14 protein-coding genes and 1 riboswitch are annotated in these 16,108 nt (G+C 45.9%); of the genes, 3 read left to right on the forward strand and 11 right to left on the reverse strand.

Features of this window, described 5'->3' with window-relative positions:
• Positions 1–7: 7 nt before the first annotated feature.
• The 4 genes from NYE49_RS20015 to NYE49_RS20030 all read right to left on the reverse strand — a co-directional run bounded on the left by NYE49_RS20015 (position 8) and on the right by NYE49_RS20030 (position 3,815).
• On the reverse strand, positions 8–658 hold the full coding sequence (locus NYE49_RS20015) for a succinyl-CoA--3-ketoacid CoA transferase subunit B (RefSeq protein ID WP_003243049.1): 651 nt from the start codon (positions 656–658) through the stop codon (positions 8–10).
• On the reverse strand, positions 655–1,371 hold the full coding sequence (locus tag NYE49_RS20020; RefSeq protein WP_014481335.1) for a succinyl-CoA--3-ketoacid CoA transferase subunit A: 717 nt from the start codon (positions 1,369–1,371) through the stop codon (positions 655–657). Before NYE49_RS20020 ends, NYE49_RS20015 begins: the two co-directional genes overlap by 4 nt.
• Before the next feature lie 23 nt (positions 1,372–1,394).
• A complete protein-coding gene (locus NYE49_RS20025) occupies positions 1,395–2,810 on the reverse strand; it encodes a GntP family permease (RefSeq protein WP_015385055.1) in 1,416 nt (471 codons plus the stop codon).
• A gap of 156 nt (positions 2,811–2,966) precedes the next feature.
• The gene (locus NYE49_RS20030; protein ID WP_342410692.1) at positions 2,967–3,815 is read right to left on the reverse strand and encodes a methyltransferase domain-containing protein; all 849 of its coding nucleotides are present in this window, start codon (positions 3,813–3,815) and stop codon (positions 2,967–2,969) included.
• 386 nt (positions 3,816–4,201) lie between these two features.
• Positions 4,202–4,303: riboswitch (purine riboswitch) on the forward strand.
• A 127-nt stretch (positions 4,304–4,430) separates the two neighbouring features.
• On the opposite strand from NYE49_RS20030, the gene NYE49_RS20035 reads away from it, so the two are divergent.
• Entirely contained in the window at positions 4,431–5,624 is a 1,194-nt protein-coding gene (locus tag NYE49_RS20035) for a NupC/NupG family nucleoside CNT transporter (protein WP_014478419.1), read from the forward strand.
• A gap of 41 nt (positions 5,625–5,665) precedes the next feature.
• On the opposite strand, the gene NYE49_RS20040 is transcribed toward NYE49_RS20035, so the two are convergent.
• The 3 genes from NYE49_RS20040 to NYE49_RS20050 all read right to left on the reverse strand — a co-directional run bounded on the left by NYE49_RS20040 (position 5,666) and on the right by NYE49_RS20050 (position 8,878).
• Complete coding sequence (locus NYE49_RS20040) at positions 5,666–6,334, reverse strand: DUF3298 and DUF4163 domain-containing protein (RefSeq protein ID WP_047183421.1); 669 nt, start codon at positions 6,332–6,334, stop codon at positions 5,666–5,668.
• A 143-nt stretch (positions 6,335–6,477) separates the two neighbouring features.
• A complete protein-coding gene (locus NYE49_RS20045) occupies positions 6,478–6,768 on the reverse strand; it encodes a hypothetical protein (protein ID WP_015385058.1) in 291 nt (96 codons plus the stop codon).
• 49 nt (positions 6,769–6,817) lie between these two features.
• The gene (locus tag NYE49_RS20050; RefSeq protein WP_342410695.1) at positions 6,818–8,878 is read right to left on the reverse strand and encodes a catalase; all 2,061 of its coding nucleotides are present in this window, start codon (positions 8,876–8,878) and stop codon (positions 6,818–6,820) included.
• Between the two features lie 200 nt (positions 8,879–9,078).
• On the opposite strand from NYE49_RS20050, the gene citH reads away from it, so the two are divergent.
• Entirely contained in the window at positions 9,079–10,359 is a 1,281-nt protein-coding gene (citH, locus tag NYE49_RS20055; RefSeq protein WP_003227205.1) for a citrate transporter CitH, read from the forward strand.
• Positions 10,360–10,516: 157 nt separating this feature from the next.
• Here the strand turns inward: citH and bglS are convergent, their stop codons facing one another.
• The 3 genes from bglS to NYE49_RS20070 form a co-directional block, all read right to left on the reverse strand.
• On the reverse strand, positions 10,517–11,245 hold the full coding sequence (bglS, locus tag NYE49_RS20060; protein ID WP_015483903.1) for a beta-glucanase: 729 nt from the start codon (positions 11,243–11,245) through the stop codon (positions 10,517–10,519).
• 295 nt (positions 11,246–11,540) lie between these two features.
• Positions 11,541–12,374: a transcriptional antiterminator LicT gene (gene licT, locus NYE49_RS20065; protein ID WP_047183424.1), complete on the reverse strand. Its 834-nt coding sequence runs from the start codon at positions 12,372–12,374 to the stop codon at positions 11,541–11,543.
• A 98-nt stretch (positions 12,375–12,472) separates the two neighbouring features.
• Positions 12,473–13,153 (reverse strand): hypothetical protein, encoded by a 681-nt coding sequence (locus NYE49_RS20070; RefSeq protein WP_047183425.1) that lies wholly within the window; start codon positions 13,151–13,153, stop codon positions 12,473–12,475.
• A gap of 205 nt (positions 13,154–13,358) precedes the next feature.
• On the opposite strand from NYE49_RS20070, the gene NYE49_RS20075 reads away from it, so the two are divergent.
• On the forward strand, positions 13,359–14,645 hold the full coding sequence (locus tag NYE49_RS20075) for an MFS transporter (protein WP_080344242.1): 1,287 nt from the start codon (positions 13,359–13,361) through the stop codon (positions 14,643–14,645).
• A gap of 18 nt (positions 14,646–14,663) precedes the next feature.
• Here the strand turns inward: NYE49_RS20075 and dbpA are convergent, their stop codons facing one another.
• On the reverse strand, positions 14,664–16,103 hold the full coding sequence (dbpA, locus tag NYE49_RS20080; RefSeq protein ID WP_047183427.1) for an ATP-dependent RNA helicase DbpA: 1,440 nt from the start codon (positions 16,101–16,103) through the stop codon (positions 14,664–14,666).
• Positions 16,104–16,108: the final 5 nt, after the last annotated feature.

A 16,108-nucleotide genomic window follows, 5' to 3' on the forward strand; every position in this document is an offset into this window, starting at 1 on the left:
CTTCCCATTAAGAATTGAGTACAGACTGGCTTACAGCGAAATCAGCTTCTGTTTTTTCATAAACCTCTTCAATTGTGACACCATCCTGAAGCTCCGTCAGTGTCATGCGGCCGTTCACAAAATCAAATACAGCCAAATCCGTAATCAGCCTGTGTACGACTTTCTGGCCTGTCAGCGGAAGGGAGCATGTTTTTTTCACCTTTGATTCACCATGCTTATTGACGTGCTCCATGATGACAACGATTCGTTTCGCCCCGTTGACGAGATCCATGGCGCCGCCCATTCCTTTTACCATTTTGCCCGGGATCATCCAATTGGCCAAATCCCCCTGCTCCGAAACCTCCATTCCGCCGAGAATAGCCAAATCGATATGCCCGCCTCTTATCATCGCGAATGACTCAGCGCTGTCAAAATAAGAGGCGCCCGTCACTTCAGTGATCGTTTCCTTTCCCGCATTGATCAAATCCGCGTCTTCCGTTCCTTCCAGAGGATAGGGGCCGATTCCGAGCAAGCCGTTTTCCGACTGAAGCATGACGTGAACGCCATCGGGTATCTCATTTGCGACAAGCGTCGGCATTCCAATCCCGAGATTCACATTCATGCCGTCCTTGATTTCTTGTACAGCCCGTTTGACCATTCGTTTTCTCGCTTCCTTCACTTGGCCTCACCCTTTCCCGATGCTTGCTGAACTGTTCGTTTTTCAATCCGTTTTTCTTGGCTCGCGCCAAGCACAACATGCTGTACGTAAATTCCCGGCGTATGGATGTGATCTGGATCGAGCTCTCCTGCTTCCACGATTTCTTCCGCCTCGGCAATCGTGATCTTGCCTGCCATGGCGGCAATGGGATTGAAATTTCTCGCCGTTTTCCTAAAAACCAAATTGCCCATGGTGTCCGCTTTCCACGCTTTGACGATCGCCACATCGCCGGTAATGCCTCGCTCAAGCACATAAGTCCGGCCGCCGAATGTTTTATGTTCTTTTCCCTCGGCTATGGAGGTGCCGACGCCTGTCGCCGTATAAAATCCCGGTATACCTGCACCGCCTGCACGAATTCTCTCAGCAAGCGTTCCTTGGGGAACAAGCTCGACCTCAAGCTCTCCGCTTAAAAACTGCCGCTCAAAAATTTTATTTTCACCGACATAGGAAGCGATCATTTTCTTGATTTGCTTGTTAGCCAGAAGCAAACCAAGCCCCCAGTCATCGACTCCGCAGTTATTGCTGACAACGGTTAAATCCTTTACTCCCTGATCTCTTATAGACAAAATGAGCTGTTCAGGGATGCCGCACAGCCCAAACCCTCCCGCGATCAGCGTATCCCCATCATGAATCAGTTTCGCAGCTTCCTTGCTTGATGACAGCACTTTTCCCATATTGATGCCCCTTTCGTTTTCTTCTACACTAGACCAGTCAGGCTGTAAATCGCGATCACAGCAAATACGGCAGCCGTTTTAATGAGCGTGATCGCAAAAATATCGCGATAGGATTGCCGGTGGGTCAAACCCGTCACGGCCAGAAGCGTGATAACGGCGCCATTATGCGGCAGTGTATCCATCCCGCCTGATGCCATTGAAATGACCCGATGCATCACCTCTGGCGGAATATTGTAAGCCTGAATCGCCTGTAAGTATTGTTCTGACATCGCGCTTAATGCAATGCCCATTCCTCCTGAAGCCGAGCCGGTGATTCCCGCCAGCGCAGTTGTCGTAACGGCGCCATTTACAAGCGGATCGGTAAAAGTATGTGAAATTCCGCTGCTCAGCTTATGAAACCCCGGCAGCGCGGCGATAATACCGCCGAACCCGTACTCGGCACCCGTATTCATAGATGCCAGCAAGGCGCCGCCAATCCCTTCATTAAGCCCTTCCTTCAATTGGGCAAACACACTTCTCCAATCAAATAAAATCGTTGTGATGATGCCAATCACTAAAGCAATCTCCACCGACCAAATAGCAGCCGCTGAAGAAATATCAAGCCTGCCGAACTCCTTTAATCCTATGGAAGAAAAATCAAATCCATTCGGATACCACTTTGGCAGGTAAATGGTGAAATATTTATTCACTGCACCGACGAGAATAAGCGGGACAAAGGCAAGCGCGTGCCGAATCGGGCTTTTGTCCGGTTCAGCCGCGGACTCAATCGATTCAGGAGCAGCATTCTGCGTATCAAAACCGCCATAGCCTTCGCCAGATGCCTGCGCTTTTTTCCGCCTTGATTCCAAATAGAGCATCCCAGCTGCCAGCACAATCACTGCGCCCATCAAGCCCAGCCAAGGGGCGGCATAAATGTCTGTTTTGAAAAACGACGTCGGGATGACATTTTGGATTTGCGGCGTTCCCGGAAGCGCGTCCATCGTAAACGTAAAAGCACCTAAAGCAATCGTTCCCGGGATGAGGCGTTTGGGTATGTTTGCTTCTTGGAACATGTTTTTCGCAAAAGGATATACGGCAAATACGACAACAAACAGGCTGACACCGCTGTACGTCAAGACAGCGCCCATCAACACAATGGCAAGTATCGCTCTTTTTGCCCCGACAAGCCGGACAATTGTTTTCGCGATTGATGCCGCAAGCCCGGCCATTTCAACGACCTTTCCAAAAATGGCACCGAGCAAAAACACTGGGAAATACAGTTTAATAAAACCCGCCATCTTCTCCATAAAAATTGATGAGAAAAAAGGAAGCACATGGCTTGGATCTGTCAGCAGCACCGCGAATAACGCGCAAATCGGCGCAAACAATATGACAGAAAATCCCCGATACGCCGTAAACATCAGCAAACCTAACGCCAATAGAATGATGATCAGTTCCACACACACATCCCCCGTTTCCGCGAACTAGAAAGCGTTTACAAAAACCTGTCCGCATCGGCTGTTTCCGTCCCCTTTCCATATATGTACGAGAAGCGTGGGCCAACTATTCCGATTAAAAAAGGAAAGCTCCCTTTTTTCGGAGCTTTCCTCTGCCATTCATTTCATTCCTATTAGGATATCAACATCAACCGTAATATCGGCTGTTTTCATCTCTTTCAGCAGGCTGACTCGATCTTTCAGCGCCGACCAGGCAAGCGGCGTCATCTTGAGAAGCCAGTGGATCGCCTGCTGGTCAAGCGTTTTAACATAGCGCAGCCTGACAGGACGGCTGTGTGCTGCATTTGCTGCAAAACGCTCAACAGCTGCCGCATTGGAATACGTGCGCCTTGGTGAATCAGTATATAAAAATTGCCTTAATTCTATTAAATAGTCGCTTCGCGGCACTACTTTTACGAGCATGCCATCATTCTTCAGCAGTCTATGAAACTCTGCATAATTGGACGGCGAAAAAATAGACAGAACAACATCAAATTGGCGATCATGAAAAGGAGCACGCGCCACATCGGCAACAGCCCACATCTGATCTTTGAATGCCTTAGAAGCTTTTAAGATCCCATCTTTCGAAAGATCTATGCCGGTTCCTATCGCTGCTTTCCCTGCATAATCAAACCCGCAAAGCGCATTCAAATGAGAACCCTCACCGCAACCGCTGTCCAGGATGGTGAATGCCTCATGACCAGATGTGGGATGACTGATGAGTTCTGCAATCGCATCATGGAGCGGGTCAAAAAAACCACATTCTCCAATCAGCCTGCTCCTCGCTTCAAAAAGCTCGGCATTGTAACTGGTTTTGACCGGCTTCGTCAGAAAGTTCACGTAGCCGTGCCGAGATAGATCAAATGTATGTCCTCGTTTTGTACAAATCAAGCTTTTCCCTGATGCCGCATCCATAGAAGAATCGCAGAGCGGGCATCGAAACATGCTGAAATCAACTGTTCGCTTCATGATAAAAAACACCCCATTCATTCATTTTTAGATAAATGAAAAAGGCATAGACAAATAAACCTAGGCCTATCTCAAAAATTGGCCAGGTCTGGCAGTTTGTCTACACCTGTCATTATCTATAACGAATGAATTGGATAATCATGAAAAAAACTCCCTTTCTGCTGTATGGGTTTCCCCGTTTCCATCATACAACAAATATCCAGGAGCTGGAACCTTATAGTGAAGAAAAATCAGTACTGACATGCTGGTATCCCGCCAACATCATATCAGCATAGCAATCCAGCATGTTTTTCCTTTATTTTCTCATTTTAGAATATAAATTTTATTATTGTGAAAATAGTTAAAAAGGTTGATTTTCAAAAAGTGAAAGGATAAAATACTGCTATCATCTTAGAAAAAGACATTCTTGTATATGATCAGTAATATGGTCTGATTGTTTCTACCTAGTAACCGTAAAAAACTAGACTACAAGAAAGTTTGAATAAATTTGAACGAGTTGAAAAGGACAAGTTCTTTTCTGTTTGCTCTTATTTTTCACACTTTCTGCACTTCCAGAATTTGTGAAGGATAAGAGCTTTTTTTGTTTCCATAATAACCCTCATAGGAGTTGCTATCATGTACTTTTTACTAAACCTTGTCGGTCTCATTGTGATTATGGCAGTTGTATTCCTATGTTCTCCGCAGAAAAAGAAAATCAAGTGGCGCCCGATCATGACGTTAATTGTTCTGGAATTGCTGATTACTTGGTTTATGCTGGGAACAAAAGTCGGAAGCTGGGCCATCGGTAAAATCGGTGATTTCTTCACTTGGCTGATTGCTTGCGCCAGTGACGGTATCGCGTTTGCCTTTCCGTCAGTGATGGCGAATGAAACAGTAGACTTTTTCTTTAGTGCGCTTCTTCCAATTATCTTTATCGTCACATTCTTTGATATTTTAACGTATTTCGGCATTTTGCCTTGGCTGATTGATAAAATCGGATGGGTGATTTCAAAGGCTTCCCGCTTGCCGAAATTAGAAAGCTTTTTCTCTATTCAAATGATGTTTCTGGGAAATACCGAAGCACTTGCGGTTATCCGCCAGCAGCTAACGGTTTTAAGCAACAACCGCCTGCTCACATTCGGCTTAATGAGCATGAGCAGCATCAGCGGCTCCATTATCGGATCTTATCTTTCAATGGTGCCTGCGACATACGTGTTTACAGCCATTCCTTTGAACTGCTTAAACGCGCTGATTATCGCAAACCTGCTGAATCCTGTTCACGTGCCGGAGGATGAAGATATCATCTATACACCGCCTAAAGAAGAGAAGAAAGACTTTTTCTCTACGATTTCTAACAGTATGCTTGTCGGCATGAACATGGTTATCGTTATTTTGGCAATGGTGATCGGATATGTCGCATTAACGTCAGCAGTTAATGGCATTCTTGGCGTTTTCGTACACGGCCTGACCATCCAGACGATTTTTGCTTATCTGTTCAGTCCGTTCGCATTCCTGCTTGGATTGCCAGTGCACGATGCGATGTATGTTGCTCAGCTGATGGGCATGAAATTAGCAACGAACGAGTTTGTTGCGATGCTTGACTTGAAAAACAATCTCAAATCCCTTCCGCCTCACACCGTTGCGGTGGCGACGACATTCCTGACATCCTTTGCAAACTTCAGTACTGTCGGCATGATTTACGGCACGTACAATTCGATCCTTGACGGAGAAAAGTCAACGGTCATCGGGAGAAACGTGTGGAAACTGCTCGTCAGCGGAATTGCGGTATCTTTATTAAGCGCTGCGATTGTCGGCCTGTTTGTGTGGTAGAAACATTGAGCCATATCCCTTTTCGGATATGGCTCTTTTGATTATTGATAAATAGAGGCTGGAACCTGCACATCCCGGATTCCCGCTGCATAAGGCCCCAAGTCATACTGGCCAAAGACGATGGCGATCCCGTTTGCCGTAAAGTAAAACATTGTGTCTTTGTTTAGGGTTATATCCTCTTTCTTAACATCAGGGAAAAACAGCTCATCGTGTTTTTTGATATAGCTATATAGATAATCTCTCGTTTTGCTGACTTTTGTTTTGGTGTTCAGAATCTGATCCAGCGTCACCCGCTTTTGTGCTTTCAAGTCATAGTTGAAGGACTGGACAGACGTTAAACCGTGGGCGCCCCCTGAATAGATATAATTGAGTGTTTGAATGCTGAGCTTGCCTGCCGCATTGTATTTGACGCTGAAGGATGTTTGATATTCCGTTTTAAAGCCCTGCTGTTCGCCTGCTTTTTTGTTTTTCAGGTATTCCTGATACGATTGTTCAATGTAGGCTTCCAGCTCTTGAGTGATTTTCTTTTCAAACACGGCATTCCCGATGTGATGCACTTGTGGATACGTTAACTCCTTGATATTTTTGTACGTATGGGTGCTGACAGTCGGTGTTTTCGCGACTGCTTTTAAAGATGGAGCCGCATATGCAAATACGGAAAAAAGCAAGACTGCAATCCCCGCGGCTTTCAGCATGTTATTCCATTTCATACAATCTCCTCCTTTGATGTCGTTGTTTATCATTCCCTTATTTAAGCAATACACACTTTTATAGACTGATTAAATCGAAAGAAGTTTCTAGGTCTAACAGCATGATTTTTCCAATAAAAAAAGAGACACAGGATGTCTCTTTTTTACTGTTTGCGCCCAGAAATCGCTTCATGAACGGCTTGTGCCAAATCTGTATTTCCGAACATCTCTAATACCGCAATGACAGTCTGGTCCGGAATGTGCTCTGCTTCGTGTTTTGGCACGACCAGATCGTCCATGGTTTTTTTCAAGCTTTCATTCAGCTTTTGCTGCGGATACGCTTTGGCGTACATCTCCACCGGATCAAGATCATGGTTTACACACCATTGGGCAAACACCAAAATCATCATATTTTCATCGCGTTCGTAAGCTTCAGCGAGCTGTTTTTCGTTCATTTGTCATGCTCCTTATGAAAAGTATCTTCCTTAAAGATACAGGAGCCGATCAAATTCGTCTATCCCAATGGCGATGAGCAGAAACCGCATCGATAAATGCCTTGCTGAAAGCGGCGTAGTCAGGTTCTTCTTCAGCTGTTACGATGCCTGGTCCCTCTGTTGTCCCGACAGAGGATTGAAGAAGGTCAATTCCTTCATTTGCCGCACCGATCGCCTTATAGTGATCGTAAGCTTCTCTGATAAACGCCATCGCTTGTTTGTTGTCTTTTAACTCCGGCCCTCCTGCGGCATAGACGGCATCATACAGAACAGAATCAACCGTCAGGAACGTGCCGCTGGCCTCAAGCTGCTGTCCGCTGCCGCTTGTCATATACCCCAGATTTTGACTGATGATATCCACTGTGATTCCTTCTTGCTTTAAGGCTTCCAGCACTGTTTGCACTTCTTTTTCATAAAATCCGTTTCCGGCGAGTACAGCGACTTTTCTGGTTGACGCGGTTTTCACTGTACGGGCTTGGCTTAACGCAGGCGAAGTAAGGATTTCTTTAGATGCTTTACGCTTCGCGGGCGCCGCCACGCCTACTCCTTTGGCGATTTCTTCCGCTAAATCTGCATCGACATTGCTGAAGACATCAACGACCTGCCGCTGTACGTCCTTGCTTTTGACCTTCCCGACCTCGAAGCAGAAAGCAGAAATGATGTGCTGTTTCTCCACAGGAGACATGCTGTTCCAGAAAAGCTTCGCCTGTGAGTAATAATCGTTGAAGCTGTCGCTTCGCTGCCGGATTTTTTTGCCCTCGACTTTTTCCTGATATTGGACGTAGCCGCCTTCTTCAGCTGTCGCAGGCGACGGATCATTGTTTTGCAGTGAGTTTTTATGATAAGCGACAGGTCCCTTATTGATCGTCATCCGGTGATAGCCGTCGTATTGATTGTTATGGAATGGACATACCGGCCGGTTAATCGGAATCTCATGGAAGTTCGGGCCGCCAAGACGGATGAGCTGTGTATCTGTATAAGAGAAAAGCCGTCCCTGCAGGAGCGGGTCATTTGTAAAGTCGATGCCCGGCACGACATTTCCCGGGTGGAATGCGACTTGTTCTGTTTCCGTAAACACATTATCCTGGTTGCGGTTCAGCGTCATTTTCCCAATGATTTTCACCGGCACAAGCTCTTCCGGCCACAGCTTAGTCGGGTCAAGAATATCAAAATCAAACTTGAATTCATCTTCCTCATCAATCATCTGCACGCCGAGCTCGTATTCAACCTTGCCGCCGTTTTCAATTGTTTCCCACAGGTCACGGCGGTGGAAATCCGGATCTTTCCCTGCAATTTTCTGCGCTTCATCCCATACGAGAGAATGCACGCCGAGCACCGGCTTCCAGTGAAATTTCACGAACCGTGCCTTTCCTTGTTCATTGACAAAACGGAACGTGTGCACGCCGAAGCCCTCCATCATTCTGTAGCTGCGGGGGATGCCTCTGTCAGACATCGTCCACATCACCATGTGGGCAGACTCAGGGTTATTGGCGACAAAATCCCAAAACGTATCATGGGCAGTCGCGGCCTGAGGCATTTCATTGTGTGGCTCAGGCTTAAACGCGTGAACCAAATCCGGAAATTTGATTGCGTCCTGAATGAAAAACACCGGAATGTTATTTCCCACAAGGTCATAGTTTCCTTCTTCAGTATAAAATTTTGTCGCAAAGCCTCTGGCATCCCGCACCGTGTCTGCGGAGCCTTTAGAACCCGCAACCGTAGAGAAACGGACAAATACCGGTGTCTTCACCGAAGGGTCCTGAAGAAATTTGGCCCGTGTGTACTCGGTCATTGGTTCGTAAACCTGAAAAAAGCCATGCACGCCAAATCCGCGCGCATGCACAACGCGCTCCGGAATCCTCTCATGGTCAAAGTGCGTCATTTTCTCCCGGAAGTGAAAATCCTCCATCAGCGTCGGGCCGCGAACCCCGGCTTTTAACGAATGCTCATCCTCTGACACCCGCAAGCCTTGGTTTGTCGTCATTTTCTTCCCGCTGTTATCGGTCCTGTACTGCTCAAGCTGCTCGTCCTTTGAGTGTTCATTTACACGTTTGTTTTGGTCATCACTCATGTCTGTTCCCCCTTTTTAAAACGAAACATTCTACAGCACATTTACCCGTGGCGTTCTTCATATAAACTGCTAATCCGCTCATTAGGATTTTTGGTCTACATATAAATATGCGGTCATACACATTTGAAATAAGCCTTCTTCACAGAAAGAAGAGATGGAAGCGCTTACCAAAAAAGCTGTTGAATAGGGGAGGTCATATCATGCTTGCCATACTCGGTTTTGTGATGATGATTGTCTTTATGTACCTTATTATGTCTAACCGGCTTTCCGCTCTTATTGCATTGATTGTCGTTCCTATTGTGTTCGCCCTGATCAGCGGATTTGGCAAAGATCTCGGCGAGATGATGATTCAGGGCGTTACAGACCTCGCCCCTACCGGTATCATGCTGTTATTCGCCATCCTGTATTTCGGCATTATGATTGACTCAGGTCTGTTTGATCCTCTCATTGCCAAAATCTTATCGTTTGTCAAAGGAGATCCGTTAAAAATCGCCGTAGGCACAGCGGTTCTGACCATGACCATTTCGCTGGACGGAGATGGGACAACAACCTATATGATTACCATTGCAGCGATGCTGCCTCTCTACAAACGGCTCGGCATGAACCGTTTGGTGTTAGCGGGAATAGCGATGCTCGGTTCGGGGGTTATGAATATTATCCCGTGGGGCGGGCCGACTGCGAGGGTTTTGGCTTCCTTAAAATTGGACACGTCAGAGGTCTTCACGCCCCTGATTCCCGCTATGATCGCCGGCATTCTCTGGGTAATCGCCGTTGCTTATATCCTCGGAAAGAAAGAGCGGAAGCGGCTCGGCGTCATTTCGATTGATCACGCACCGTCTTCCGATCCGGAGGCCGCACCGCTCAAGCGCCCCGCTCTTCAATGGTTTAACCTGCTGCTGACTGTCGCTCTGATGGCCGCACTGATCACCAGCCTGCTGCCGCTCCCTGTTCTTTTTATGACTGCGTTCGCCGTCGCCTTGATGGTCAACTATCCAAATGTCAAAGAGCAGCAGAAACGAATCTCGGCGCATGCGGGTAATGCGTTAAACGTTGTCTCAATGGTGTTTGCTGCGGGCATATTCACAGGCATTCTCTCCGGCACAAAAATGGTGGATGCCATGGCGCATTCTCTCGTTTCACTTATCCCTGACGCTATGGGTCCACACCTGCCGTTGATCACTGCGATCGTCAGCATGCCATTCACCTTTTTCATGTCGAATGACGCCTTTTACTTCGGTGTCCTTCCCATCATCGCCGAAGCCGCTTCCGCTTACGGAATAGACGCCGCTGAAATCGGAAGGGCCTCCTTGCTGGGGCAGCCTGTTCATCTGCTCAGCCCGCTTGTGCCTTCCACCTATCTATTGGTAGGAATGGCAGGCGTCAGCTTTGGCGACCATCAAAAATTCACTATTAAATGGGCCGTAGGAACAACGATTGTGATGACCATTGCCGCACTTTTGATTGGGATTATTTCTTTCTAAATGTATGAGCTTGATCGTAGCATTGAGTGAGTACGTGATTTACAGAGGGGAGAAGATCAAATAGGATATTATGAGTAATTAGAAGATTCATGCCAACAACTCCTCATTACAATGATAAGAGCCTGCTATATTGCAGCAGGCTCTTTCACATTTGGCATTATTTTTTTGTATAGCGCACCCAGTCATAATGAGCGTATAGCGGATTTACACCATTGTAGGAGCCAAGCCATTCATCGACACCCGTGCCATTCCACAAGTTCATCATGATCTTTCCAGGTGTTGTCGGAATTTGGTTTGTTGCAGTATGTTTTAATTGCCCATCGACATACCATTTAATAGAGTTTGGCTGCCAATCGAACGCATAAGTATGATAGGCATTGGCTGCATCAAACCCGAGATCAACAATCTTCTCATGGTTTCCTGCACCATTTGTATAATAGTTAAATTGAACCTTTGTTGTGTCTTTTCCTAAAAATTCGATATCTATCTCATCCCAAGGAGTTCCATCTGTTGGACCTGTGTAAGTGAAGAACGATGAAACGATCCCTGTGTTTTTAGCTGGTTTCATTCTGACTTCATAAAGTCCATAGCCATATGTTTGAACAGAACGGTTTTCCCCGCAGTCAAACTTGTTATAAGATGGGCTTGTTAGCGCTAAACGCATTTCACCCAATGACGTCATTGATACGTTATTAGCCCGCCAAGTGCAGTTGAACATATTTCCATTCGAATAACCATCTGCTTTTTGCCAAAAACCGGAGTTATAGCCGTTAAAAGGGTCAAAAAACGATCCACCTGTTTGAGCCGAGGCAGTAGAAGTGACTGCAAACAAACTCATAAACAATCCAGTGACTAGAAGCAGCAACACTCTTTTCAGATAAGGCATATTGGCATTCTCCTTTCATTGAAAGCGTTTTCTATGTTGATCTTACATGATTCTTTTAAAAGGGAACATCGGTCAAAATAATGATAATACCGAACCTTACTTACTTGAATCCTGTAACTATCATCACCCTCCCCCTGAAAAAAATAAAAACCTAAATTACCATCAGCACAGACAGAGATGATCCGCACTCATTGTAATTTAGGTTTTGCCTGCTTTATCAGTAACAATCCTACCATTATCATATGTGAATATAAGAAAAAATGAATACAAGGAAACAAAAATGTCAGCGCTCTCATTATGCTTGTTTAACTACCCTTTCTATGTGAATGGTTAAATACAGCAGCTCGTCACTTGTGAGCTTGTGCTCATACTCCCGCTCAATGTAGGTTGAGATTTTCTTCGTGCATTCATACGCGCGATGATACTTTTCTTTCACTGTATCCAGCAAAAAATCGTCCTGGCTTTCCATGTGAGTGCCGTTAAAAAGACGCTGCGCGAAAAACTTTAAGTGGGTGACGAACCGATAATAGTGAAGCGATTCTTCGTTGAATTCAATCTTAAAATGGTATTTTACAATACTCAAAATCTCTTGCATGACTTTTGTAATGTTGATAATATTGGGCATCTCTTCATTCAGCTCGGCATTTACAATATGCAGAGCAATAAAGCCAGCTTCATCCTCTGGCAGAGACACACCAGTCTTATTTTTTACCATGATTAACGCTTCTTTGCCGATCGCAAATTCGTCTTTGTACAGCCGTTTTGTTTCCCACAGCAAGGCGTTTTTGATATCAAGCCCTTTCTGGTTGCGCTGGATGGCAAAGTTAATATGGTCGGTCAGCGACACATAGATGCTGTCGTTGAGCTTTTTGCCGAGCTGTAATTTTGCGTAGCTGATAATCTCTTCGGATACCTCCATACACTCGATCGGTATATCATACAAAAGGGTTTTGAACTTTTCTGATACATCCTTGTTATCGAGCGTGAACACTTTCTCAATGCGGGCTTCATCGACATCATCGCCGGACTTTTTCTGAAATGCGAGCCCCCTGCCCATGACGACCAATTCTTTCCCCTGTTCATTGACCACGCTGATCACATTATTATTGATCACCTTCGCAATTTTCATGACATGTCCCTCCAATCAACTAAGAACAGACTATATCTTGATTGTACATTCTTTTTGTACTAGGTCAATATCATCAGGGAAAGACGGAAGCTGGCTGGTCAGTACAATTCACTCCGTACCTGCTGCCCGGGCTGTTTTTGAAGCAGCGCCTCTAGATGGCGTTCAAATGATGCCTTGTCAGCTTTCTGCTTTTTGACAATGCTGTTCATGATTTTAATGCTTTCAGCGCTGTATTGTGTATATTGTTTTTTCAGCTGATCCAGCTGCTGTCTTGTCTTCTTCGCGTTTTTCGGTGTGACTTGGCCGATGAGTTTGATCATACTGTCTGCGGTCTCAAAAAAAGCAGCTCTATTTTCTGTCAGCTGCTGAATTTCGATGCGGCTCATGTCTTGATTACGCGTTTTTTGAAGCAAGGCGACCGCCTCGCTGTTTTGTTTTTTGAGCGATTTGTTCTCAAGCTTAATCGATTCGAGATTCTCCTTCGCAATGTCTGCTTCTTCTTCAGTCATGCTGCTTCTCACGAAGTATTCTGGATTGCCGATCCCATAATCAAATGCTTCGCTCACTTGTATCATGGAACTGAACACAATGGCCAGCTGCCTGTCGCTTGCGAGGGCTTGGAAATCCTGCTTTTTCTTGCTGCTCATCGGTTTGGCTGCGGTTTGTTTTACTGTCTTTTGATCACAGTCTGCGAACATCTGAGCCTCACCTTCACTTTCGCATGCGCTCATCACAAGAACTGTGACCAGCAGGCTTATACACAAGCCTATTCGCCTCATGCTCTGTCTCCTCTCTGATGAATCCTTCTGGAAAATACCATAAAATATAGTTAAATGGTACCAGATGCACCTAACCCCAGCAATAAATCAAAAGTATGATTTGAAGCGAAAAAACATAAATATTTTGTAAAAATTGACGTGCATTCCATTCTTTTCAGGCCCATTTCTCGTACAATAGAAGTATCGTTACCGGAGAGGGGCTCTGATGATGAAACGTTTTACGAAACAAGAAAACAGCTGGGTATTATATGACTGGGCAAATTCTGCTTACTCAATTGTCGTGACCACCGCGGTATTTCCGTTATTTTATAAATCAGCAGCTGCGGAAAGCGGTGTCAGCGCCGCTCAATCGACTGCCTATCTGGGCTATACCATTGCGATTTCAACGTTTATTCTTGCGATGCTCGGGCCTATTTTAGGCACAATCGCCGACTATGAAGGGTGCAAGAAAAAGTTCTTCGGTTTCTTTGTGTCAGTCGGTGTCGCCAGCACCGCGATGCTCGCCTTTATCCCTAGTGAACATTGGCTGCTATTGTTGCTGTTTTATACGATATCGGCTATCGGTTTTTCCGGCGCCAATGTGTTTTATGATGCCTTTCTCGTTGACGTCACGCCTGAGAAGCGGATGAATCTCGTCTCGGCACGGGGTTTTGGCTTAGGATACATTGGAAGCACGATTCCATTTATCATCAGTATTGCTGTCATCCTGCTCGCACAAGCAGAGACTATTCCAGTGTCTGTATCGGCCGCAAGCCAGCTGTCCTTTTTCATAACGGCTGCCTGGTGGGGGCTGTTCACCATCCCAATGATTAAACATGTCCATCAACGCTATTACATCAAAAAAGAACCTCATATTGTCATCAACAGCTTTAAGCGGCTCGGCCAAACGATGAAACGGATCAGACAATACCGGGCACTTTTCCTCTTCTTGCTCGCTTATTTCTTTTATATCGACGGAGTCGGCACGATTATTACGATGTCGACATCCTATGGATCAGATTTAGGGATCGGCTCCTCAAGCCTTCTGATCATCCTATTTGTCACCCAGGTAGTCGCCGCGCCGTTTTCGATTGTATACGGAAAACTGGCAGAACGCTTCACGGGGAAGACAATGCTGTACGTCGGGATCGTCATTTATATGATCGTCTGCGTGTATGCCTATTTTATGGAGACAACGCTTGATTTCTGGATACTGGCTATGCTTGTCGCCACCTCGCAAGGCGGTATTCAAGCCCTAAGCCGTTCCTATTTCGCCAAGCTTGTGCCAAAGCGCCACGCTAATGAATTCTTCGGTTTTTACAACATTTTCGGAAAATTCGCCTCAATTATGGGGCCGCTGCTCATTGCCGTGACCGCCCAGCTGACCGGGAAATCCTCGACTGCGGTGTTCAGTCTGATCATTCTGTTTGTAATTGGCATTGTGATTCTTGCCTTTGTTCCGGAGGAGACCAGCACCGATGTCAGCCAGCAGCAAAATGACCTGCCCCTTTAACTGGGAGCAGGTCATTCATCATTTATTCGCTTTATTCACCTTCAGCTTTTTCCCTTTGACGGTTGTGTTCTTCATCACTTTGAGAACATGAGGGCCTTTACCATTTAAAATCTCAACGTATGAGGCGTTATCCATGATCGTGATGATGCCGATGTCGTCAGCTGACACACCGTCTATTTTGGCAATCGTTCCTACAAAATCAACGGCTCTGATTTTCTTTTTCTTTCCGCCGTTAAAATACAGCTTCATAATGTCTTTATTCAGCTCTTCGCTTTTGTCCTTTTTGCTTTCCGGACGGTCATTCATTTTAGCTAGAAATTCTGGTTTCTTCCTTGCCACTTCCTCTTGAGAAGGTGCTTCTATTTTTTGGATTTCAAATCCGATATATTCTTCAATGTCGGCTAAAAACCGTTTTTCGAAGGCCGTGACAAACGAAATGGCCTTTCCTTTGTTCCCTGCGCGTCCCGTTCGGCCCGTGCGGTGGACATAGCTTTCCTTTTCAAGCGGCAGATCATAGTTGATGACAAGGGAGATATTTTCAATATCAATCCCGCGCGCGGCGACATCCGTCGCGACTAAGTAACGGTACTCGCCACGTTTAAATTCATTCATGACGTCGAATCGGTCTTCCTGAATCATTCCGCCGTGAATTTTATCGCATGGATATCCTAAGTCATCCAATTCATCGGTCAGCTGATTGACGTGCTCCTTCGTTCGGCAGAAAATGATGCAGCTGTCGGGATTCTCCGTCATCAGCACATCTTTCAGCAATGAAAACTTATTCTCTTCTCTTACTTGAATCACCGCATGTTGAATATTTCTTGTGGTAAGCCCGGCCGCTTTGATTTCGATATGCTCGGGGTTCTGCATATATTGACGGCTCAGCTTCTCGATATCCTGCGGAAGCGTCGCCGAAAACAGCATCGTCGTGCGCTCAGTCGGAAGATGCTTGATAATCGCCTCCACCTGCTCAATGAAGCCCATATTCAGCATCTCATCCGCTTCATCAATGACCAAATAAGAGAGACGGTCCAACGGCAGCGTGCCTTTTTCGATATGATCGAGAACACGTCCAGGCGTGCCGACAACAATGTGGCTTTTTTGCTTAAGCTCAGCTTTTTGTTTATCAAAGGAGGATTTTCCAAATACGGCTGTCGCTTTGATCCGTTTAAATCGTCCGATGTTCGTGATATCTTCCTTTACTTGCACCGCAAGCTCACGGGTTGGAGTTAAAATAAGCGCCTGCGGCCTGTTTTCATCCCAATCCGCCAGCTCACAGAGAGGAATCCCGAACGAAGCTGTTTTCCCGCTTCCCGTCTGTGATTTGACGACAAGATCCTTTCGTTCAAGAGCAGCGGGGATCACGTTCTGCTGCACCTTGGTCGGTTCTGTATATCCCAGTCCTTCCAATGCTCGTAAAATGTCATGACTGATTTGATAGTTTTTAAAATGACTCATGTATA

The organism is Bacillus sp. FSL L8-0358, from assembly GCF_038593095.1.
In the GTDB taxonomy this organism is placed as follows: domain Bacteria; phylum Bacillota; class Bacilli; order Bacillales; family Bacillaceae; genus Bacillus; species Bacillus subtilis.